Source organism: Microvirga sp. 17 mud 1-3 (assembly GCF_003151255.1).
Classification (GTDB): Bacteria; Pseudomonadota; Alphaproteobacteria; order Rhizobiales; family Beijerinckiaceae; genus Microvirga.
Genome location: NZ_CP029481.1, coordinates 1,725,926 through 1,747,185, shown reverse-complemented (window position 1 = coordinate 1,747,185; position 21,260 = coordinate 1,725,926). Strand labels below are relative to the sequence as shown.

Annotated in this window: 22 protein-coding genes and 2 pseudogenes; 6 read left to right on the top strand and 18 right to left on the bottom strand. The window is 64.1% G+C overall.

The window, feature by feature from the left end:
- Nucleotides 1-2: 2 nt before the first annotated feature.
- Nucleotides 3-275 (bottom strand): DUF3253 domain-containing protein, encoded by a 273-nt coding sequence (locus C4E04_RS08250; RefSeq protein ID WP_109596597.1) that lies wholly within the window; start codon nt 273-275, stop codon nt 3-5.
- Complete coding sequence (locus C4E04_RS08245) at nt 244-960, bottom strand: DUF599 domain-containing protein (RefSeq protein ID WP_371682044.1); 717 nt, start codon at nt 958-960, stop codon at nt 244-246. The genes C4E04_RS08250 and C4E04_RS08245 overlap by 32 nt, the downstream gene beginning before the upstream one ends.
- Before the next feature lie 68 nt (nt 961-1,028).
- Here C4E04_RS08245 and C4E04_RS08240 point away from each other — a divergent pair, with 68 nt between their 5' ends.
- Nucleotides 1,029-1,436: a rhodanese-like domain-containing protein gene (locus C4E04_RS08240; protein WP_109596595.1), complete on the top strand. Its 408-nt coding sequence runs from the start codon at nt 1,029-1,031 to the stop codon at nt 1,434-1,436.
- Nucleotides 1,437-1,504: 68 nt separating this feature from the next.
- On the top strand, nt 1,505-3,097 hold the full coding sequence (locus C4E04_RS20855; protein WP_162559320.1) for a M10 family metallopeptidase C-terminal domain-containing protein: 1,593 nt from the start codon (nt 1,505-1,507) through the stop codon (nt 3,095-3,097).
- A 102-nt stretch (nt 3,098-3,199) separates the two neighbouring features.
- Here C4E04_RS20855 and C4E04_RS08225 read toward each other — a convergent pair whose 3' ends face one another.
- The 6 genes and pseudogenes from C4E04_RS08225 to C4E04_RS08200 all read right to left on the bottom strand — a co-directional run bounded on the left by C4E04_RS08225 (nt 3,200) and on the right by C4E04_RS08200 (nt 7,765).
- Complete coding sequence (locus tag C4E04_RS08225; protein WP_109596589.1) at nt 3,200-3,826, bottom strand: glutathione S-transferase family protein; 627 nt, start codon at nt 3,824-3,826, stop codon at nt 3,200-3,202.
- Between the two features lie 60 nt (nt 3,827-3,886).
- Nucleotides 3,887-4,177, bottom strand: a complete 291-nt coding sequence (locus tag C4E04_RS08220; RefSeq protein ID WP_109596587.1) for an acylphosphatase — start codon at nt 4,175-4,177, stop codon at nt 3,887-3,889.
- A gap of 21 nt (nt 4,178-4,198) precedes the next feature.
- Nucleotides 4,199-4,624 (bottom strand): DUF6766 family protein, encoded by a 426-nt coding sequence (locus C4E04_RS08215; protein WP_109596585.1) that lies wholly within the window; start codon nt 4,622-4,624, stop codon nt 4,199-4,201.
- 190 nt (nt 4,625-4,814) lie between these two features.
- A pseudogene (locus tag C4E04_RS08210) lies at nt 4,815-5,225 on the bottom strand (gamma-glutamylcyclotransferase family protein); the annotation flags it as partial.
- 23 nt (nt 5,226-5,248) lie between these two features.
- A complete protein-coding gene (locus C4E04_RS08205; protein ID WP_109596581.1) occupies nt 5,249-7,249 on the bottom strand; it encodes an acetyl/propionyl/methylcrotonyl-CoA carboxylase subunit alpha in 2,001 nt (666 codons plus the stop codon).
- A gap of 102 nt (nt 7,250-7,351) precedes the next feature.
- The gene (locus C4E04_RS08200) at nt 7,352-7,765 is read right to left on the bottom strand and encodes a hypothetical protein (protein WP_162559319.1); all 414 of its coding nucleotides are present in this window, start codon (nt 7,763-7,765) and stop codon (nt 7,352-7,354) included.
- Between the two features lie 262 nt (nt 7,766-8,027).
- Between C4E04_RS08200 and C4E04_RS08195 the strand changes: the two genes are divergently transcribed.
- Nucleotides 8,028-8,957: a ring-cleaving dioxygenase gene (locus C4E04_RS08195; RefSeq protein WP_109596577.1), complete on the top strand. Its 930-nt coding sequence runs from the start codon at nt 8,028-8,030 to the stop codon at nt 8,955-8,957.
- A 48-nt stretch (nt 8,958-9,005) separates the two neighbouring features.
- Nucleotides 9,006-9,617 (top strand): alpha/beta hydrolase, encoded by a 612-nt coding sequence (locus C4E04_RS08190; RefSeq protein ID WP_109596575.1) that lies wholly within the window; start codon nt 9,006-9,008, stop codon nt 9,615-9,617.
- A gap of 225 nt (nt 9,618-9,842) precedes the next feature.
- Here the strand turns inward: C4E04_RS08190 and C4E04_RS20850 are convergent, their stop codons facing one another.
- Together C4E04_RS20850 and C4E04_RS08185 are read right to left on the bottom strand one after the other, a co-directional pair.
- Nucleotides 9,843-10,580, bottom strand: coding sequence for a hypothetical protein (locus C4E04_RS20850; RefSeq protein WP_162559318.1), 738 nt, complete (start codon nt 10,578-10,580; stop codon nt 9,843-9,845).
- Complete coding sequence (locus tag C4E04_RS08185; RefSeq protein WP_109596573.1) at nt 10,577-12,109, bottom strand: acyl-CoA carboxylase subunit beta; 1,533 nt, start codon at nt 12,107-12,109, stop codon at nt 10,577-10,579. Before C4E04_RS08185 ends, C4E04_RS20850 begins: the two co-directional genes overlap by 4 nt.
- 180 nt (nt 12,110-12,289) lie before the next feature.
- On the opposite strand from C4E04_RS08185, the gene C4E04_RS08180 reads away from it, so the two are divergent.
- The gene (locus C4E04_RS08180) at nt 12,290-12,667 is read left to right on the top strand and encodes a hypothetical protein (RefSeq protein WP_109596571.1); all 378 of its coding nucleotides are present in this window, start codon (nt 12,290-12,292) and stop codon (nt 12,665-12,667) included.
- Between the two features lie 16 nt (nt 12,668-12,683).
- Here C4E04_RS08180 and C4E04_RS08175 read toward each other — a convergent pair whose 3' ends face one another.
- The 3 genes from C4E04_RS08175 to C4E04_RS08165 all read right to left on the bottom strand — a co-directional run bounded on the left by C4E04_RS08175 (nt 12,684) and on the right by C4E04_RS08165 (nt 15,324).
- Entirely contained in the window at nt 12,684-13,463 is a 780-nt protein-coding gene (locus C4E04_RS08175) for an ATP12 family chaperone protein (protein ID WP_109596569.1), read from the bottom strand.
- Nucleotides 13,464-13,481: 18 nt separating this feature from the next.
- Nucleotides 13,482-14,159, bottom strand: coding sequence for an HAD-IA family hydrolase (locus C4E04_RS08170; protein WP_109596567.1), 678 nt, complete (start codon nt 14,157-14,159; stop codon nt 13,482-13,484).
- Nucleotides 14,160-14,256: 97 nt separating this feature from the next.
- Complete coding sequence (locus C4E04_RS08165) at nt 14,257-15,324, bottom strand: patatin-like phospholipase family protein (RefSeq protein ID WP_109596565.1); 1,068 nt, start codon at nt 15,322-15,324, stop codon at nt 14,257-14,259.
- A 221-nt stretch (nt 15,325-15,545) separates the two neighbouring features.
- On the opposite strand from C4E04_RS08165, the gene C4E04_RS08160 reads away from it, so the two are divergent.
- A complete protein-coding gene (locus C4E04_RS08160) occupies nt 15,546-16,880 on the top strand; it encodes a globin-coupled sensor protein (RefSeq protein ID WP_109596563.1) in 1,335 nt (444 codons plus the stop codon).
- A gap of 37 nt (nt 16,881-16,917) precedes the next feature.
- Here the strand turns inward: C4E04_RS08160 and C4E04_RS08155 are convergent, their stop codons facing one another.
- The 5 genes and pseudogenes from C4E04_RS08155 to C4E04_RS08135 form a co-directional block, all read right to left on the bottom strand.
- Complete coding sequence (locus C4E04_RS08155; RefSeq protein ID WP_109596561.1) at nt 16,918-17,523, bottom strand: GNAT family N-acetyltransferase; 606 nt, start codon at nt 17,521-17,523, stop codon at nt 16,918-16,920.
- A 128-nt stretch (nt 17,524-17,651) separates the two neighbouring features.
- Nucleotides 17,652-18,056, bottom strand: a complete 405-nt coding sequence (locus C4E04_RS08150) for a hypothetical protein (protein WP_210204610.1) — start codon at nt 18,054-18,056, stop codon at nt 17,652-17,654.
- Nucleotides 18,057-18,234: 178 nt separating this feature from the next.
- The gene (locus C4E04_RS08145) at nt 18,235-19,416 is read right to left on the bottom strand and encodes an RluA family pseudouridine synthase (RefSeq protein ID WP_245416268.1); all 1,182 of its coding nucleotides are present in this window, start codon (nt 19,414-19,416) and stop codon (nt 18,235-18,237) included.
- A gap of 123 nt (nt 19,417-19,539) precedes the next feature.
- The gene (crcB, locus tag C4E04_RS08140; RefSeq protein WP_109596557.1) at nt 19,540-19,923 is read right to left on the bottom strand and encodes a fluoride efflux transporter CrcB; all 384 of its coding nucleotides are present in this window, start codon (nt 19,921-19,923) and stop codon (nt 19,540-19,542) included.
- Between the two features lie 23 nt (nt 19,924-19,946).
- A pseudogene (locus tag C4E04_RS08135) lies at nt 19,947-21,256 on the bottom strand (replication-associated recombination protein A).
- Nucleotides 21,257-21,260: the final 4 nt, after the last annotated feature.

The window sequence follows — 21,260 nt, the reverse complement described above, 5'->3', positions numbered from 1 at the left end:
GCTCAGCCTTTCGGCGGAACGGTCAGGCGATAGACGCCCTTGAAATCGTCCGGATCGACCGGGCGGCCTTTGCGGAGAATGACGATGCGCCCCTCCTTCATGAGGCGCACCGCGACCTGCCGTACGGGCTGCATCAGCCGGCCCCAACCATCGGGTTGATCTCCGCCGAGCGCCCGGGCAACCTCGGACGGGCCGACCGTCCGGCCTTCGCCCCGTGCTGCCACGAGCGCCAGCATGGTCTCCTCAATTTCCTGGACGGTTGCCTTTTCGGTCATCGCTTCTTCCCAATGCGGCCAGACGGGCGTCCGAGATGAACTGGCGCCGCCACATCACATAAAGCACGCAGGCTGTCGCCGCCATGAAGAGATAGGCGTGCACGAACCACCCGAGATAGGCGAGCGAGAAGAAGAATGCGCGCTGGCCCCGGTTGAAGTGTTTCCCAGCCACGGCGTTCATAGCGGCGGCCTGCCGGGCCACGGAGGCCGCCTCCTCATGGTTATCGGCCCGAAGCACTGGAATCGACCCGACGATGATCGCCATGTAGTTGAACAGGCGATAGGACCACGCGAACTTGAAGAAGGCGTAGACGAAGATCACGGCCAGCCCCATCACCTTGATTTCCCAGGTGAGCGGTGTGGTCTGAGAGCCGAACGGCAGGGTGGCGAAGACCGGTAGGACCGCATCGGCCGAGCGCAGAAGCGCCAGTACGCCGCCAACCGCAATGAGGGACGTGGAGGCGAAGAACGCGGTCCCGTTCATGAGGGCGCCGAGAATCGTGGTGTCGACCACGCGGTTCTCACGGATCACCGTCTGCTCCATCCAGCGGAAGCGATAGCCGTCCATGATCGGGTTGAGGCCCTTCCCGCCGGCTCGCGTCCTCTCGACGGCGGCGTAGTAGCCCATCCAGGCGAGCAGGAAGAAGCCTAAGGCCGCAAGGTCGAGAACGGTGAAACCCAGCACGATCGTCTCCGGTTGACTCCTGGCCCATCATGCCCAGTTTTGTCGGAGCTTCCAACGGAGGGCGGGCCATGGCCCAGAAGATTACGCGCGGCTACAAGGCCATGCTCGACGAGGCGAACGCCAAGATCAGGACCCTGACGGTCGAGGAGGCGATTCCCCTCGTGGGCCGGGACGACATCGTCTTCGTGGACCTGCGTGACCCGCGCGAACTCAACCGGGAGGGCCGGCTGCCCGGCGCCCTGCACTGCCCTCGCGGGATGCTGGAATTCTGGATCGATCCCGAGAGCCCCTATCACAAGCCCGCCTTTGCTGAGGACAAGACCTTCGTGTTCTTCTGCGCGGCCGGCTGGCGCTCCGCGCTCTCCGCGGCGACCGCACAGGACATGGGCCTGACGCCCGTGGCCCATATCGAGGGCGGATTCACGGCCTGGAAGAAGGCGGGCGGGCCCGTGGAGGAGACCGCGCCGAAGCGTTGAGCCGTTGACCGCCAATTAAATGAAATATAGTTTCATTAAAAGGTGGTATTCAATGAGGCTCCTCCGGCGTGTCGACGATTTCTTACCATCTAAAGCCGGTGACGCGCAGTTTCCCCATTAGGGGTGAATTCGACGCTAATGGCGCTGTCAGCATCGACATCGCCCGTCTTAAGGAAAGCACCGGCGGCTTCTATGTGGCCTCCATCACTCCAGATGTGACGCAGGTCATCGGCAGAATTTTCAATGAAGATTCAACACCTCGCACCGGTGAGTTGAAGGTGGATGACGATAGAACCGGAGACAAATACCCCGTTTCCGCGACCGCACTGCCCAATGGTTCGCTCGTCACCTTTTTCGGCAATGCGCAAGACGGCGATCATACAATACGTGGTCGAATGCTCGACCGCGACAGCCATCTCCAGAAAGATCTCGCCACTCCGAAAGGAACTTTTGATCAGGGGGTCGGAGGGCCCTCCGTGGCTCCGTTGAAGAACGGCGGTTTCGTCCTCGCGTACAACGATTTTATTGCAGAAACGGCAATCCCCACTTTTCAGCGATATAGTGCTGATGGGGAGCAAGTTGGGCAGAAGATATCTTTTGTTCGCGATATTCCTGACGGTCCGATCGGGAACCCGTCCATTGCCGGTCTAGCGAACGGAGGTTTCGTTGCCTCGGCCGATTTCAGCGACGTGGGTGGGTTTGAATGGAAGAATTTCAAGAGGTTTTCGGCCAATGGAAAGCCACTCGATAAACTTCCACGGTGGGGGAATAACGAGGTTGGAGACCACGACCAGGGAGAATCGGGAGGAAAGACTGTAGGATTGTTAGACGGTGGATTTGCAGTCGCCTTTCGCCGCTATCATGATGATAACAACGGCATCATTCTGCGCATCTACAATGCCAACGGCACCCCACGGACCGAAGATATAAAGCTCAATGAGAAGCAGATCTCGTTCAAAGACTTGGCACCTGTCGACCTGACCGTTCTCTCGAACGGCGCCGTCGCTGTCAGCTGGAGAGCAGGCGCCTCAGATATCCGGGCGCAGGTGTTCGATCGGCATGGAAATCCGCTCACCGATGCGACCAGCCTTTCGGCCGGGGCCAAGGCCCGACAAACGGCTCCAGTGATTGAAAGCCTGCAAGACGGCAAACTGGTCGCGGCCTGGGGCTCCGAGGTCGGATCGAAGAAGAGTATCCAAGGCCGCGAATTCCAATTGTTCCGCACGATCAAAGGTGATGAGACCGGTGAAAAACTCCCCGGCAACAATCTCTCCGACATCATCGTCGGAAACGGTGGCAACGATACGCTTGACGGCGGCTTCGGCAGGGACAGACTGACCGGCGGAACAGGCGCCGACATCTTCAGATTCTCTCGTGCGCCCGGTCTGAAGAACGCCGACTGGATTACCGATTTCACCGTGGGCGAAGATACGATCAATCTGGCAGGCGCGGCATTCCAGCCCCTGCGCGCCGGCAAGCTTGCCGCCTCCGCTTTTCATAAGGGCAGCGCGGCCCATGATGCCAATGATCATATCATCTACAATCCCGTGACGGGGGTCCTGTCCTTCGATCCGGACGGAACCGGCAATGCTCCGGTCAAAGCTTTCGCCAACATTGCGAAGGGCCTTGCCCTCACCCACCATGACTTTTGGGTCACGTGATTTCGCTGGTGGAACGCGGTACCGACACGCCCAGCTATTCGGCATGGCGCCGGCCCTCGGCGACCATGTCCGCATCACGTGCGTTCATGGGCTTGATCGCACCTACCGGGCCGAAAGGCCCTCCTGGGCAAGGGCTCGAAGGACGGCCGGCCGGGCCTGCATGCGGTCGAGGTGGGCCCGCAGGTTTGGAAAGTCCTTCAACGGAACGCCGTCGGGCTCCGCCCACCAGGTCATGACGAAGAGGTGAGCGTCGGCGACGCTGTACTGCTCGCCGAGAACCCATGGCCCACGACCGATCCGGTCCTCCAGCAGGCGCAGGTCGGCGGCCATGACGGCGGGAGCCTTGCGGCGCATGTCCGCAATGGCATCGGGATCATCCGCCCAGCGGTAGCCCCGGTTGATATGCGCGTTGTCCACGTGAACGGTCGATGCCACGTAGCTGATGACGGACAGCATCCGGGCGAAGCACCAGGGATCGTCCGGAGCGAGACCGGCCTGACGGAAGGCCTCCGCCACATAGACCAGGATCGCGGGGGTCTCCGTGAGAACCCCCTCCCCGGTCGCAAGCGCCGGAACGCGACCCTGGGGATTGATCGCGAGATAATCGGCGCTGCGCTGCTGCCGTGCCTTGAAATCGACGCGGACCAATTCGTAAGGAGCGCCAGCCTCCTCAAGGGCGATATGCGCCGCCAGCGAGATGGCCCCGGGAGAATAGAAGAGCTTCAGCATGGTGGCTCGCGGATCAGGATTGCGTAACGGAAGGTGCCCAGCATGACGGCTACGCGCCGGCTACCGGGTCGCCCGGACCTCGAAGGGTGAGCCGGGATCGGCGCCCTCCGCATCCTCCACGGGCTCAATTCGCTCCACCACGGCGCCGCGCGGCCCCTGCCGGCAGGCCTTCAGGATAGCCTCGATGCTTTCGTCCGACCCTGAGAAGACGGCCTCGACCGTTCCGTCCCGCCGGTTGCGAACCCATCCGCCGAGGCCGTGGAGCTCGGCCTGATGATGGGTCCAGGCGCGGAAGCCCACGCCCTGGACCCGGCCGTGAATGATCACATGAAGGATACGTTTTGACGTCATGACCCCTCGTGGACATGCCCCTCAGCGGGACATTTCTTTGGTGTAGGCGAGGCGCGAATCCGTGTGGCGGCCCGCATATTCCTCGTCAAAGCTCCGGATGATCTTTTCGCCGTTTTGCGGATCGACCCGCCGCAGGATCTCGTCGATCTTCGCCTCCACGCGGTCGTCGCCCTCCTTCGAGGCCGGGGACCCCACATAAAGCAGGACAGCAAGGCCGCCGACCTGCCAGAGAAGCTGGAGGAACTCGGACTGCCAGTTCTCCAGCGTGTCCCGCATCATTTCGACCGTGTATTCCGAGACCTGGATCGGCTGCGCATGGGCCTGCTGTTCGTTGACGTAGGCGAACCATCCGAAGAGCCAGTGCCCGACGAGCGAGATCAGGAAGAAGCCCAGCGTGACCCACGCATAGCCATATTGCTTCCAGATGGAGGCATGTTTCGTCTTCATAGAGAACCTCGTACGCACATTGCGGACTCAACGCGCGCGTATGGCAAAGGTTCTGATGCTTCCGAAGGGTTTGGATGCGAGGCTAGCGCGTCTCGCGGATCCGTCCCGGAAGGCCCGAGGGCGCCTCCCAGCGCGGCCGGACCTTGGGGATGACAGGCGTCTCCGGCGCTCCTCGCGGCTCCCCGGGGAGCCAGGCACGGAGGGCCCGCACATAGTCCCGGTCGAGCCCGGCCGCCTCGGCGGCCTTCACGACGCCTTCCATATAGCCGGGCTTCGGCAGGCCGGGGCGGTGGCTGCGCCCCACATAGACGAGCGCTCGCCGCGGCCCCTGCCCGGTCAGGACCGGCTGGATGACCTTGGAGTAAAGACCCGTGGCGAGGCTCTCGTAGCGGTCGAGAGCCGGCACGTCCGCAAGGGCGAGATCCCACAGGAGGCCCCACACGGCGCCGCGCGGATCACGCACGACGGACGCATAGCCGTCATCGGAGATGAAGAACCGATGGCGCATCAGCCGCCCGATGCCGACCGGCTTCGAGGCCGGGCAGCGCTGGGCCATGGCGTCGAGGTCCATGTTGGACCCATAGGCGAAGTAAAGCGGCATAGTCTCCTGCCCGAAGGATCGCCTCAGGCGAATTCCATGATGACGGCGTCGACCGAGAGGCTGTCGCCTTCCTTGGCGTGGATCTTGGATACGGTGGCATCGCGCTCGGCGCGCAGCACGTTCTCCATCTTCATCGCCTCGACGATGCACAGCGGCTCGCCCGCCTTCACGTCCTGGCCGACCTGCACGGAGATCGCCTTGACGAGGCCCGGCATCGGGCACAGCAGCTTCTTGCCCGTATCGGCCTCGGCCTTCTCGGGCATCAGGGCCGCCAGCTCCGCCTCGCGACCCGTATAGACGCGCACCTCCGCGGCAGCGCCCGCATGGGTCAGGACCGCGCCGTTGAGGATCGGCCGCACCTGCACGGCGATCCATTCGCCACCGACGCTGCCGGTCCAGACCGGCTCGCCCGGCACCCAGGACGAGACGACCGGCAAGGCCTGACCTTCCAGGACGACCGCTATGCCGCCCTCGATGTCCTCGACCGTGACCGCATGACGCTCGGATCCGAGCATGACCACGCGCTCGCGCTCGAACGTCACGGCGGAAGCTGGGCGCATCTGGCCCGAGATCTGCCGCTTGCGCTCGTTCAGCAGGTGGTCGATGGCCGCGCCCACGGCGACGATGCGCCGGGCGACCTCGCCCTGTGGCGCCGGCACCTTGAACCCTTGCGGGAATTCCTCGGCGATGAAGCCGGTCGACAGCCGCCCTTCCTGCCAGCGCGGATGCTGCATGAGCGCGGACAGGAACGGGATGTTGTGACGGATCCCATCGATCGCGAAGGCGTCGAGGGCCTCCGCCTGCGCCGCGATGGCCTGCTCGCGGGTCGGCGCATGGGTGACGAGCTTGGCGATCATCGGATCGTAGTAGATCGAGATCTCGCCGCCCTCGTAGACGCCGGTGTCGTTGCGTACGCTCACGCCGCCGTGCTCGCCCTCCTGCGGCGGGCGGTAGGTGACGAGGCGGCCCGTGGAGGGCAGGAAGTTGCGGACCGGATCCTCCGCATAGATGCGGCTTTCGACCGACCAGCCCTTGAGTTTCACGTCGGCCTGCGAAAGACGCAGCTTCTCGCCGGCCGCGACCCGGATCATCTCCTCCACGAGGTCGATGCCGGTGATCATCTCCGTGACCGGGTGCTCCACCTGCAGGCGGGTATTCATCTCGAGGAAGTAAAAGGATTTGTCCTGCCCGGCCACGAACTCCACCGTGCCGGCGGAATCGTAGCCGACCGCCTTGGCGAGGGCCACGGCCTGCTCGCCCATGAGCCGGCGGGTCGCCTCGTCCAGCAGCGGGCTCGGCGCCTCTTCGATGACCTTCTGGTTGCGGCGCTGGATCGAGCATTCGCGCTCGCCCAGATAGATCACGTTGCCGTGCTTGTCGCCGAGCACCTGGATCTCGATGTGGCGCGGGTCGGTGATGAATTTCTCGATGAAGACCCGGTCGTCGCCGAAGGAGGAAGCCGCCTCCGACTTGGCTCGGGCGAAGCCCTCGGCCACCTCGTCGGACGAATAGGCAATGCGCATGCCCTTGCCGCCGCCGCCCGCCGAGGCCTTGATCATGACCGGATAGCCGATCTCGTCGGCGATCCCGACCGCCTGCTCGGGGCTCTCGATGACGCCGAGGAACCCCGGGACGGTGGAAACCTTGGCGGCGGCCGCTGCCTTCTTGGACTCGATCTTGTCGCCCATGGCCGCGATGGCACCGGGATTCGGCCCGATGAAGACGATCCCGGCCTCGGCCAACGCCTTCGGGAAGGCCTCGCGCTCGGACAGGAAGCCGTAACCCGGATGGACCGCCTGGGCGCCGGTCTGCCGGCAGGCCTCGACGATCTTCTCGATCACCAGATAGGACTGGGCAGCCGCAGCCGGTCCGATATGGACCGCCTCGTCCGCCATCTCCACATGGAGGGCGTCCCGGTCCGCATCGGAATAGACGGCCACCGTCTTGATGCCCATGCGCCTGGCGGTCTTGATGACCCGACAGGCGATCTCGCCGCGATTGGCAATCAGGATCTTGTCGAACATGAGCCCTCGAACGCTTCCACCCAAATTCCTGCCCCATTCCCGTTACTGCACATCGGGGCGTTCGGGAAGCAGGGCCGGGTCAGCATTTCGTCTGCCGGGGCTTCAGGCAGCGATTCCCTGCTGCCGTTCCAGATGGCGCCCGCGCATGATGAAATCGAGCAGCGCCGCGCCCACATGGAGGGACCGGTCGAGAACCGCATAGGCGATGCCCATCGCGGTCCGGGTGGGGCCGCCCACATCGAGCACGGTGGCGAGCCAGAGAGCATCGTCATGCTCGACCATTCCGGCTGCGCCTCGGCTCTGGACCACGAAATCCACCACCAGGGACGTGAGCACCGGTTCCCAGCTCGCATCGGAAGGCACCGCACGATCAAGGGCGAGGAGCGCCTCGGCTTGCGCCTTGCACGAGAGCCCCGTGCTCAGAATGTCCGTTTGCAGAAGGCGCACATCCTCGGCAGAAATAAACTGCCTGTCGAGGGCGCTCTCGATGAAGGCCCGAAGATCTGCACCGATCATCCGTTCTACTCCTTCCGACTGCTTCATGCGTCGGCCGCTTTCCTGTCATGCATAGACATTCCCACGGCGGGAGAGCGTAAAACGTTAACGGGATCTTCCGACCTTCCGTTGAGGTTAAGCGATGTTGAGGCTTTTTGGTTGCTGGAATCTTGCTTGGCTTGCATTCCCGCAAGGTTAGCCTTTCCGCCATGGGGATGAACGTGGCCCCGTCTTATGTGATCGCTAAGGCGGGCCGCCGGCCCCTCGTTGCGCGGAGAACATCATGGCAGATCACGGCATCCATCACGTCACGGCTATCGCCGGACCCGCCCAGAAGAACCTGGATTTCTACACGCGCGTCCTGGGTCTCCGGCTCGTGAAGAAAACCGTCAACTTCGACGATCCCAGCACCTACCACTTCTACTACGGCAATTCCTCGGGCGATCCCGGCTCGATCCTGACGTTCTTCCCCTGGGAGCATGCGGCACCAGGGCGCTCCGGCGTGGGATCTGCCCAGGAAACGAGCTTCCGCGTGCCGGAATCGGCCATCGGGTTCTGGACCCACCGCTTCCTGGAGAAGGGCGTGGAGCATGGCACCCCCGAGAAGCGCTTCGGCCGCAGCGTCCTGCCCTTCAAGGACCCTGACGGCACCGGTCTTGCGCTCGTCGGCGTGCCTGGAACGGGCGCCGAGACAGCCGACCCGGAAGGCGAGATCCCGCAGGATGCCGCCATCGCGGGGCTCGAGGGCGTGACGCTCCTCGTCGAGGACGGAGCACGGACGGGCGCTATCCTGACGGACGTGTTCGGCTTCCACGAGACTGTCCGGGACGGCTCCCTCGTTCGCTACAGGGGCGACGCCGGCCTAGGCAGCACCGTCGATGTCCGCGACGCGAAGGGTTTCCTGCCGGGGCGCCTCGGGGCGGGCTCGGTCCATCACGTGGCCTTCCGCGCGGCCGATGATGCCGCACAGGAAGCCATGGTGAAGCGCCTGGCCGAGCACCACGGTATCCGGACCACGGAGCAGAAGGATCGCAACTACTTCCGGTCCGTCTATTTCCGCGAGCCGGGGGGCGTTCTCTTCGAGATCGCCACCGACCAGCCCGGCTTCACGGCGGACGAGTCCCGCGAAAGGCTCGGCCGGGAGCTGAAACTGCCGCCCTTTCTGGAGGGGCACCGCACCGAAATCGAGGGCGCACTGCCGGCCCTGTCATAACGACCTTTAAGACCTGTCCCGGCCACAGGCCGGGAGAAAGACGAGACCATGACCGACCTGTCCTTCATCCACCGCTATGTGCCCGCGACGGCCTCCGGCCGCCCGCCCCTGCTGCTCCTCCACGGCACCGGCGGCAACGAGGACGATCTCCTGCCCCTGGGCCAGATTCTGTCTCCTGGGGCAGCCCTCCTATCCCCGCGCGGGAAGATTCTGGAAAACGGGATGCCACGCTTCTTCCGCCGGCTGGCAGAGGGCGTCTTCGACGAGGAGGATGTGAAAACCCGCGCCCGTGAGCTTGCGGATTTCATCGCCGAGGCGAGAGACGATTATGGTCTCGCGGCTCCGGTGGCGGTCGGCTTCTCGAACGGCGCCAACATCGCGGCCGCCCTCCTTCTGCTCCGGCCGGAGATTTTGGCGGGCGCGGCCCTGTTGCGGCCCATGGCTCCCCTCAAGGAGCCCCCGCAGCCCGACCTGACGGGCATGCCGATCCTCATGGTCTCGGGCCAGCTCGACCCCATCGTGCCCATCGAGGAGGCCACGCGCCTCGCCGACCAGTTCACGGCCGCCGGCGCCCTCGTGAAGCACGAGATGCTCCCCGTCGGACACGGCCTGTCCCAGGCGGATCTCAACTTGACGAAGAACTGGCTGACGACCCTGTGAGGGGCGGAAGCCATTTTGGCAGTCTGACTCCGCAAGGGCCCATGTGCCCTTGCGGATCTCGCAAGTTCTCAGAATGGCGACAGCATGTGTGGCAGCGAGCCCCCACAAATTCTGCCAGTCCCAGCATTCGCCCCCGATTTGGCTTGGCACCGCTGGCAGCACACTGCACAGCAGTGAATATCCGACGAGTAATTGAAACCCGCCGCGATGATCTAACTTTCAAGCTTAAATCTCTTGCTTGAAACGGCCTAGCAACGGACGACTTTGGTCTTCATAACAGAGTTCTAGAATTAGCTTCCCCAACTTAGTTGGCGATCGAACTGTAACAGCGTAGTCGGGCTCGCCAATAACTCCGGCATCGATTACATCCTCAAGTAAGCCGAGCCACATTAATTGATCCAAAATCGAAGGCCAGCTTGTTACTTGCATGGATTCTTTAAGCAATAAACCTAGCTGCTCTCTTTCATCAGCATTTGGATCCATTAAACTCGATTCGGCTTCGGTTAGTTGCCCATGGCTGTAGCGACTAGAAGTTTGCAGGCCATGCAAAAACGGCTCATTCAGAGACGCAAATATCCTTGCGCATTCAGATTTTTGGTAATGGGAGAGATCTCGCTTGCGCAACTCAACGACGGCTCTAGCTAGAGCAGCTGCAATATTTTCATTTGTTTCAGTTAGCAAAGCGCGCATTGCGGCATTCGCAGCATTCGCATGTAGGGGATCACTAGACGCTTTAACCGCAGCGTCAGCTTCTAGTCGGCTTAATCGTTCCCCTACGTCGTTGAGAAATCGGTTCTGCGGTCGTGCGTTTGCGAGCTCGACCGCCATCTGCCCTATATCAAAAACCAAAGCGGCCAGCGGGATCGAAGATAATCCAGCCTTCACTATCAGAGTAGCCGCCTTCTGCGCGAAAGCCGCTCCTTCTGACATACCTTGGCTTGGCAAAGAGGGCTGAGAGGTCATAGCGGAATGTTGTCGTGCTTCTTCCAGGGGCGCTCGACCTCCTTGGCGCGGAGCATGGCGAGCGCCCGGGCAATGCGCCGCCTCGTCGAATGCGGCATGATCACCTCGTCGATATAGCCGCGCTCGGCCGCCACGAAGGGCGACATGAAGCGGTCCTCGTATTCCTTGGTGCGGGCCGCGATCTTCTCGGGGTCGTTCAGGTCCTGCCGGAAGATGATCTCCACCGCGCCCTTGGCGCCCATGACGGCGATCTGCGCCGTCGGCCAGGCATAGTTCACGTCGCCGCCCACATGCTTCGAGGCCATCACGTCATAGGCACCGCCGAAGGCTTTGCGTGTGATCACCGTCACTAGTGGCACGGTCGCTTCCGAATAGGCGAAGAGCAGTTTTGCGCCGTGCTTGATGAGCCCGCCATATTCCTGTGCAGTACCGGGCAGGAAGCCGGGCACGTCCTCGAACGTGACGATCGGGATGTTGAAGGCGTCGCAGAAGCGCACGAAGCGCGCCGCCTTGCGTGAGGCATCGGCGTCGAGCACGCCCGCCAGCACCATGGGCTGGTTGGCCACGAACCCGACCGTCCGGCCCTCGATGCGGCCGAAACCCGTGATGATGTTCCGCGCGAAGGCCTCCTGGATCTCGAAGAAATCCCCCTCGTCCACGACTTTGAGGATTAGCTCCTTCATGTCGTAGGGCTTGTTGGGATTGTCGGGGATCAGGGTGTCGAGACTGTCGTCGACCCGGTTCGGATCGTCGAAGCTGGGGATCTCCGGCACCCCATCCATATTGTTGGCCGGCAGGAAATCGATGAGGCGGCGAACCTGGAGAAGGGCCTCCACGTCGTTATCGTAGGCACCGTCCGCCACGGACGATTTGGTGGTGTGGATCTTGGCGCCGCCGAGTTCCTCTGAGGTCACCGTCTCGTTGGTGACGGTCTTCACCACGTCGGGACCCGTCACGAACATGTAGGAGCGGTCGCGGACCATGAAGATGAAGTCGGTCATGGCCGGCGAATAGACATCGCCGCCCGCGCAGGGGCCCATGATGACCGAGATCTGCGGGATGACGCCGGAGGCGACCACGTTGCGCTTGAACACTTCGCCATAGCCGCCGAGCGCCGCCACGCCCTCCTGGATGCGGGCGCCGCCGGCATCGAACAGGCCGACGATGGGCGCGCGCATCTTGAGCGCCATGTCCTGGATCTTGATGATCTTCTGGGCATGGGCCTCGGAGAGCGAGCCGCCGAAGACCGTGAAATCCTTGGCGAAGACGAAGACCGTGCGGCCGTTGACCGTGCCCCAGCCGGTGACGACGCCGTCGCCCGGGATCTTGGCCTTCTCCATCCCGAAATCCGTCGAGCGATGCTCGACGAACATATCGAATTCCTCGAACGAGTTTCTGTCGAGCAGGAGCTCGATGCGCTCGCGGGCCGTGAGCTTGCCGCGCCCGTGCTGCGCTTCGATGCGCTTCGTGCCGCCGCCGAGCCGGGCCTGGGCTCGCCTGTCTTCAAGCCGTTCGAGGATGTCTTTCATGGGATGAACTCTGAACGTCGGGAAAGTGTGACCTCCGGCATAGCACGGCACAGCCGCCCGGGCATCTACCCTGCACATCCCACTTTCGGTGCTCCACGGCTGTGTGTTCCACCTCACTTCACAGACGGCGATCCTGGCGATAGACAGTCCATATTACAACATAACATTAAAGGGGCATCCATGCAGACCATCCGTAACCTGTCCGCCGTCGCACTCACCGCGTCACTCGCCGTCGCGGGCTGTGCCAGCCGCTCGGAGGACGTGGCCGCATCCTATGTGTCGACGGCTTCCTATAGCGGCTACAGCTGCAACGAGCTGGGCCAGGAGGCGCAGCGCGTCAGTGCGGCGGCCGCAGCAGCCTCCGGCGCACAGGATTCACAGCGGACCAAGGACGTGGTCGCCACGACCGCCGCAGTCGTCATCTTCTGGCCCGCAGCCTTCTTCGTGGGTGGGAACAACGCTCAGACAGCCGAACTCGCCCGCCTGAAGGGACACATGCAGGCCATCGAGGAGGCCTCGATCCAGAAGAAATGCGGCATCCGCTTCCAGCGGGCCTGAACCCGGCGGGTCGGGATCAGGAGCCGGCAAGCCTATAGACAGTGGAAGCGGCCAGGAAATCGGCCTGCCGCCGCTTCCGGCGCTCCGAGGCCTCGTAATCCTCGCCCCAGATGCTCTCCTGGTAGAGTTCGTCCACATGGGCGGCCGCCCAAGCCTCGTCCGCCCCGAGTGCGCCGGCTGCGTGGGCCAGAGCAATCAGGACCGAGCCGGACAGGGACGTCATCACGTGGAGCGCCGCTAGGGCCTCCGGTGAGCGGACCTCCTCCAGGGCACGCCGGATAGCCGCAACAGCTTGCTCCGGCTGTGTGACATGCATGACCCCTTCGGCCAGGGTGAATCGGGCTCCGTGCTGGTCCCGCACCCAGTCGAGGATTGGGTCCCAGGCCGCATTCTGGGCCTGCGCCAGGCGCTCGGGCTCGCTCGTCCGGTAGTAGAGGAGATCAGAGCCCGCGTAGCGGACCAGATCGTCAACAACTTCCGTCATCCGCGGTGCGACACCGTCTAGGGCAGAGTTGACGATCCGGGTGATCGGCATGGTGGAGGGATCGATCTCTGTCCCCTGCCCGGCCCATTCGGCCGCCATGGCCTCCGCGAGCGGACGGGAGGCGACCGCGAGCGGCTGCCGTCCAGGCGTGCGTGCGCTGCGCCCGTCGAGCGTGAGGGCGTGGCGGCCGTCCCGCTCCTCGACCCCCGCATCCTTGTAGAAGCGCTTTGGAAGGGTGGGCTTCATGCCCGCCTGCGCGGCGCGAACCGGATCGGGCTCGTCCGCCGGGGGAAACCAGTCGTTGTCGCTCATCTCGATGCCCTAACGATCTCAGGCGGCGCTCGGTGAGGGCTGCGCCAGGAAATGGCCCAGAGCCCTGTCGAGTTCCCCATAGGAATGGACGATATGGCCGGCGCCCGCCGCCACGAGGGCCTCGACCGGCTGGAAGCCCCAGGATACGCCGAGCGGGAGCACACCGGCCGCACGGGCCATGGCCATGTCGAAGCTCGAATCGCCGACCATCACGGTGTCCTGCGCCTCGGCGCCCGTCTCGCGCATCGCCTGATGGATCATGGCCGGATGCGGCTTCGAAGGGGCGTCGTCCGCGGTCTGGATGGTTGCAAAGACATCGTGCCAACCGTGCTGTTCCAGAAGGCGCACCACGCCACGCCGGGATTTGCCCGTGGCAATGCCGAGGAGCACTTCATCCTGTTCCCGCAGCGCCTGGAGGCAAGCGAGTGCTCCGGGGAAGAGAGGCTCGGCATTGGCAGGGTCGGTACGCAGAGCCCCAAAACCGTCCTTGTAGGCCTGGACAAGCTCCTCGATGGGCCCGTCCGCCCCTGCAAGGACCGTGAAGGCCTCAGGCAGCGACAGGCCGACGATGGACAGCGCCTGCTCCCGCGTCGGCGGTGGCAGGCCGACGGCCGCAAAGGCCATGTGCTGGGCCGCCACGATGATGTTCTGGCTGTCGACCAGCGTCCCATCCACATCGAAGATGACGAGTTTCAAAGCTGTGTTCCGTTTCTGCGGGGCGGCCTGTGCCGCCTGTCCCGGGCGGATGCCGAAGGGGCGTTTCGCCCTCCATGCCCGAGCCGGGGAGCGCCCGTCAAGAATAGGCCGCCCGCAGGTCGAGGGTGCTCCTCTCGCCGACGGCTGCGTAATTCTCCTTGAGCCACCGCCGCGCTGCATCGCGGCCCAGATCCTTCAGCTGCTTGAAGAAGGTCCACCGGGCATCCATTCGGGAGGAGGCGGCGAAGTCGTCGAGCGCCTTGTTGCCGTGGATCCGGTGCATCAGGACGCGCTTGTAGTTCTGCGTCGAGAGCTTTCCCTCATCGATGAGCCGCATGACGAAATCGACGACCCTGAGTTCGTGAAGGAGATTTGCGTTGAAGGTGATCTCCGTCATGCGGTTCTGGATCTCCTGGGCCGTGCGGGGCGTTTCCCGGCGCTCGATAGGATTAATCTGGACCAGCAGGATGTCGTCGCAGCGGGTCTCATAGAAGAGCGGGAACAGGGCAGGATTGCCCGTATAGCCTCCATCCCAGTAGGGCTCGCCGTTGATTTCCACGGCCTTGAAGATCATCGGCAGGCAGGCGGAGGCCAACACGTGGTCGACGGTAAGCTCCTCGCGGCGGAACACGTGGATCTTGCCGGTCCAGACATTGGTGGCGGCCACAAAGAGCTGGGCCTCCTCGCAGGCCCGCACCCGGCCGAAATCGATCAGCCCGCCGAGGGCATCCTTGAGCGGGTTGATGTCGAGCGGGTTGAGATCGTAGGGGCTCGCCATCCGGGACCAGGCATTGACCCAGGAATGGGCCGCCGAGCCGTCCGGTGTCCAATAGCTGAGGAAACGGTCGAACAGGGAGCGCTGGATGGGAGACAGGTCCCCGTCCAGGCTGACGCGTTTCCAGAACTGACGCAGTTGCTTCCTCGCACTGTCCGGTCCGCCCTCGAGCCATCCTTCCAGCATGACCACCGCGTTCATCGCGCCCGCGCTCGACCCGGTGATCGCCTCGATGGCAAGACGGCCGTCCTCCAGGATGTAGTCGAGGACACCCCAGGTGAAAGCCCCGTGGGCGCCGCCGCCCTGCAGGGCCAGGGACACAGCCTTTTCGGCCTTCGGGCCCGCGAGACCGCGGGAGCCGCCTGCAACCTGTCCTGCACGGCCGGTCATGGCACATCCCTCCCCTGCTCCATCGCTTCATTCCCAGAGCGAACCGAGCCTAGCCGAGGGAGCGCTCGACCGGAACCGTGACGTGAGACCGCGATCGAGACCCACTGTCATAGCCGTGGGGAGACATAAATCCTCAAATTCCTTCCGCTACGGCAGCAACGTAAGACGGGATTAACTCCGGGATCATAGATGTCTGGAAGTTTTGATCTTGGGAAACAATCATGCAGGATATCGCTTCGCTCACGGAGAGGCTCCGCTTCCTCGGAATCAACGAGGATGTCTGCCGGGAGCTTCGATCCGCGTGGGAGGCGATTTCGCCCGTCCTGCCGGGCATCCTCGAGCGTTTCTATACGCATGTGCGGCAGACGCCGCATCTGGCCAAACTGATCGGTACGCAGCAGCAGAGGCTCGTAGCCGCCCAGTCTCAGCATTGGAGCCGGCTGTTCAGCGGCAAGTTCGATGAGAGCTACGTGGAGAGCATTCGCCGCATCGGCCTCGTCCACAACAGGATCGGCCTCGAGCCGCGCTGGTACATCGGCGGCTACGCCTTCATCCTCAACGAAATTCTCCGGCATCTTGCGACGAAGCACCGGTTCGGCGGTGCCGCTCTCTCGCGCCGGATGGATGCGGTGAACCGGGCCGTCATGCTCGACATGGATTATGCGATCTCGGTTTATCAGGATGCCCTCGTGGAAGAGCGCCAGAAGCGCGGCCACGCCTTGGCCGAGGCCATCGCATCCTTCTCGGGCGCCGTGCAGGAGAGCCTCCAGATCTCCGGCGAGGCCAGCGAAGCGCTTTCGGTGAGCGCCTCGACGCTCGATACGGCCACCGACACGGTCAGCACCCTTGCGGGCCAAGTGACCGGCAGTGCCGAGCAGACTGCGCTCAACATGCAGTCCGGCGCCGCTGCCACGGAGCAGCTTGCAGCCTCCGTAAAGGAAATCGGCAAGCAGGCGACCCGCTCGGCCGACGTGGCGCGCAATGCTCTGGAGAACGCCCAGCGCAGCAAGGAATCCGTCGCGAGCCTGGCCGAACAGGCCGAGAAAATCGGCGAGGTGGTGGACCTGATCGACCAGATCGCGGCCCAGACGAACCTTCTTGCCCTCAACGCCACTATCGAGGCCGCCCATGCGGGCGAGGCCGGCAAGGGCTTCGCCGTGGTGGCGTCCGAGGTCAAGCAACTGGCTACGCAAACCGCCAAGGCCACGACCGAAATCGGATCGCGCATCTCGGCGATCCAGGCCGCCACCCAGAAGAGTGCGGACGAGATCGAGGGGATCGCCCGGGTCGTCGGCGAAATGAGCCAGATCGCGACCGCCATTGCGGCCGCCGTGGAGGAGCAGGCGACCGTCACGTCCGACATCGCCTCGAACGTTCAGCAGACCAGCGGCTATACCCAGGTCATGGCGCAGTCCATCGAGACGCTCAACGAATCGACCGCTTCCGCAGCCGCCGCAGCGCACCACGTCTCCCACGCCAAGGAGACCCTGGATCGGCAGCTCTCCCGGCTGCGCGAGGACATTGACCGCTTCCTGGAGACCGCGCGGGCGGCGTGAACCGGAGACGCTCTCTTCGGGCGCGGCCGTCCTGTCTTCAGGCCGTCTGCGCCTCGCCCTTTGCCATGCGCTCCTCGAGGCGCGCCTTCACGTCCGGCCACTCGTCGCTGATGATGCTGTAGACCACCGTGTCGCGGACATGCCCGTCGGGCATGATCATGTGGCGGCGCAGGATGCCATCCAGCTTCGCGCCCAGGCGTTCGATCGCCGCGCGGGACTGGTCGTTGAGGCGATGGGTGCGCAGTTCCACGGCATTGCAGCCCAGAACCTCGAAGGCATGCCGCAGCATCAGGAATTTGGCATGGGTATTGACGAAGGATCGCTGCCAGGAGCGCGCGATCCAGGTCGTGCCGATCTCGACCCTGTGGTTGGCGGCATCGATATTCATGTAGCGAGTCGAGCCTACAACCTGTTGCCCGTCGCTGATGACGGTCGTGAAGGGCAGCGCCAGGCCCGATGCCTGAAGGTCCAGGGCTTTCCTCACATAGGATTCGAAATCCTCAGGTCGGGGGACCGTCGTGGTCTTCTTCTCCCACAGTTCACCGTCCTTGGCGGCCTCTCCGAAGGCTGGGACGTCGTCCAGACTCATGGGCCGCAGGATCAGGCGCTCGGTCGCGAGGGTGACCGGCTCAATATGAAGCATGTGTCGCTGCCCTTCTCACGTTTGCCGTCTCCTTATCGGAGCGTTCGGCTCAACAGTCAAAGGCAGCGATCAGGAGACCGGAAGGTCTCCTGATCCTGATATGGCGGTCAGCCTGTTCGCAGCCTGTCTCAGGTGAACAGGTAGACGAAACCCGGAAGGGTCATGGCCAGACCTGCCAGAGCCCAGGCTCCCGCGACGGGACGCCAGCCGGTTCCATCAGTGGTGTTGCGCAGGCGCTGCGCGAACGAGGCCGATTCCATCGTCCGACCACTCAGGCACGAGCACAGGGCATAGTGCGCCTGGCCGTCCGAGAGTTCGAAGAAGTTCATGGCATCGCCGAGCCGGTCGCTCGTGAGACCTTCCGCCCGAAGCACGGGATCCTCATAGGCGACGGAGAGCGGGGAATCGTCCACGCGGATCAAGGCCCGCTCTGCCGGGGGCTTGTATTCGATTTCACCAAGAGAGTTCAGGCGACGCGTGGGGTTCCGCTCAAGAAGTTCGACCCAACGCTGAAGGCGCTCCTGCCGAGTCATGGACCTCGGCTGAACATCGGCTACGCTACGGAGCTGATCTAGATGCTTATGTTCCATCGATCTTTCTCCTTGCAATGCCCCGACCTGCCAGAAGGACTGGCCGAGATATCTCATGCTGCGCTTCAGGCGCGGCAAAAGTGCGACTTCGCGAAGAAAGATATGGCGAATTGTGACGAGCCTATTCCTCCGGCGCGTCCACGATGGGATCGTATCGACCTGTGTCGAATCCCAGGAGATTGAAGCTCTGCTGCATGTGCGGCGGCAGGGGCGCCGTCACGTCGATGGGCTTGCCGGTCCTGGGATGCGCGATCACGATACGCCGGGCGAGCAGATGCAGCTTGTTCTGAATGCCGCCGGGCAGTTCCCAGTTCTCGATGTCGAAATATTTCGGATCGCCCACGATGGGATGGCCGATATGAGCCGCATGGGCGCGCAGCTGGTGGGTGCGCCCCGTCACCGGCTTGAGGGACAGCCAGGCCAGTTTATGCGCGGCCGTGTCCACGACCGCGTAATAGGTGAGCGCGTGGCTCGCACCCTCGTCTCCGTGCTTGGCCACCCGCATCCGGGCATCGCCCTCCTCGCCCTCCTTCGCCAGATAGGTCGAGATGCGGCCCTGGCGGACGCGCGGCACGCCGGCCACGAGCGCCCAATAGATCTTGCGGGTCGTGCGCGAGCGGAACGATTTCGCCATGGTCGAGGCCGCAAAGCGCGTCTTGGCAATAACGAGGCAGCCCGCCGTGTCCTTGTCGAGCCGGTGCACGAGCCGGGGCTTCTGGCCCTCGGCGTCCCGCATGGAATCGAGAAGCCCGTCCACATGGCGCGTGGTGCCGGAGCCGCCCTGGACCGCGAGCCCCATGGGCTTGTTGATGATGAGGACGTCCTTGTCCTCGTAGAGGGTGATGGATTTCAGGAAATCCCGATCGCTCTGATCCCGGGCGGTGCTGCGCGCCACGAGCTTGGGCTGGTCGAGCTTGAGCGGGGGAATGCGGACCTTCTGGCCCGCCAGCAGGCGGTCGTTCGGCTGCGCCCGCTTGCCGTCGACGCGCAGCTCTCCCTTTCGGACGATGCGCTGGATATGCGTGAAGGCGAGCTGGGGGAAGCGTGCCACCAGGAACCGGTCGACGCGCATATCCGCTTCATCCGGCTCCACCACAAGGGTCTGGACGCCCGTCGCCAGGGTCTCCTGGGCAGCAGCCTTCGCCTCGGCCCGGGTCGGCTGACGTGGCGCTTCCGCAGGTTTCGGACGGGGCGCCACCGCCGGGCGGGGCTTCCTCTCGGCCGCGGGCTTTGCGCTCCGGGGCTTCTTCGCTTCGCCCTGGCGTGCGCGCGCGCCCTCACGGGTACGGGATTTCTCCCGCATGCCCGACCGCCCGCCGCGCCCGCCGTTTCGTCCTGAACCGCTCTGTCTCATGTCAGAGTGCGTAACAGAGCCCGGCCCACGCGGCAATCGCGTGCGATCGTTGCGGCATGGTTCAAGACACCGTCATCCGAGTGTGCGGACGATTGCGAGACCGAGGGCCAGCCCGGTCAGAGCAAGGACGAAGGAGGCCAGGATATAGACGAGCGCGAGGCCCGCCTCCCCGCGCTCCCAGATCAGGATCGCATCGAGCGAGAAGGACGAGAAGGTCGTGAAGCCGCCGAGGATCCCGGTGGTCAGGAACAGGCGCAGGTGCTGGCTCCAGCTCTCCCCGCTCTTGAAGGCCAGCCAGCCGGCGAGCAGCCCCATGACAAAGGACCCGACCACGTTCACGGTCAGCGTGCCCCAGGGGAAGGAAATGCCGCAGAGCCGCGCACAGCCGAGATTGACCCCATGCCGGAGCGCCCCGCCGATTCCGGCGCCGAGGAAGACGAGGAGGTAGGACGTCATAAGGATCTGCCCCTTGCGATGCGCTACTGACCGCGCCGCTCCTTCCGGAGCCTCTCCCACCAGTCGAGCCGCTTGCGGATCTCCCGCTCGAAGCCCCGGTCCACCGGATCATAGAAATGCTGCCGGCCCATCTTCTCGGGCCAGTAATCCTGCCCGAGAAAGCATCGGGCTCGTCGTGGTCGTAGCGGTAGTTATCGCCGTAGCCGATGTTCTTCATGAGCTTGGTCGGCGCGTTGAGAATGGTCTTGGGCGGCATGACGGAGCCGTTCTCCTTCGCGGCCCGCACCGCCGTCTTATAGGCAGTGTAGAGAGCATTGGATTTCGGCGCGGTCGCCAGATAGACGGCCGCCTGGGCCAGGGCGAGCTCCCCCTCGGGAGAGCCGAGGAAATCGAAGGCGTCCTTGGCCGCATTGGCGATCACCAGGGCCTGGGGATCGGCCATACCGATATCCTCCACGGCCGCCCGCACCAGGCGGCGCGCGATAAAGAGCCGGTCCTCGCCCGCATCGAGCATCCGCGCGAGATAATAGAGCGCCGCGTCGGGATCCGAGCCGCGGATCGTCTTGTGCAGGGCGGAGATCAGGTTGTAGTGCCCCTCCTGCCCCTTATCGTAGATCGGGGCCCGGCGCTGGATGATCTCCTGCAGCTGCGCCGCATCGAAAATCTCACCCGGCTTCGCGGAGCGCCAGACCTCCTCGGCCAGCGTCAGGGAGGCACGCCCGTCCCCGTCCGCCATGCGGATCAGGGAAGCGCGGGCCTCCTCGTCCAGTGGCAGAAGCTTCCCCTCGATCTCTTCCGCCCGGACAAGGATCTTGGCGATCGCCGCCTCGTCGAGGGCCCGGAAAACCAGCACCCGAGCGCGGGACAGGAGCGCCGCGTTCAGCTCGAAGGACGGGTTCTCGGTGGTGGCGCCCACAAGGGTGATCGTGCCGTCCTCCATTACTGGTAGGAAGGCATCGAGCTGCGCCCGGTTGAAGCGGTGGATCTCGTCGACGAAAAGCAGAGTACCCCGGCCCGTGGAGCGCCGCCCGCGGGCCGCCTCGAAGACCTTCTTGAGGTCGGCAACGCCGGAGAAGATGGCCGAGATCTGCTCAAAATGCAGGTCGGTCTCATGAGCCATGAGCCGGGCGACCGTGGTCTTGCCCGTTCCGGGCGGTCCCCAGAAGATCAGGGAGCCGAGGGATTTCGACGCGATAAGCCGCGTCAGGATCCCGTCCGTTCCGACGAGATGCTCCTGGCCGACGACCTCGGCCAGGGTAGTGGGCCGCATCCTGTCGGCCAGGGGCCGGGGGGCGTTCCGGTCGAGACCGGCGGAGGAAAACAGATCGCTCATGCTC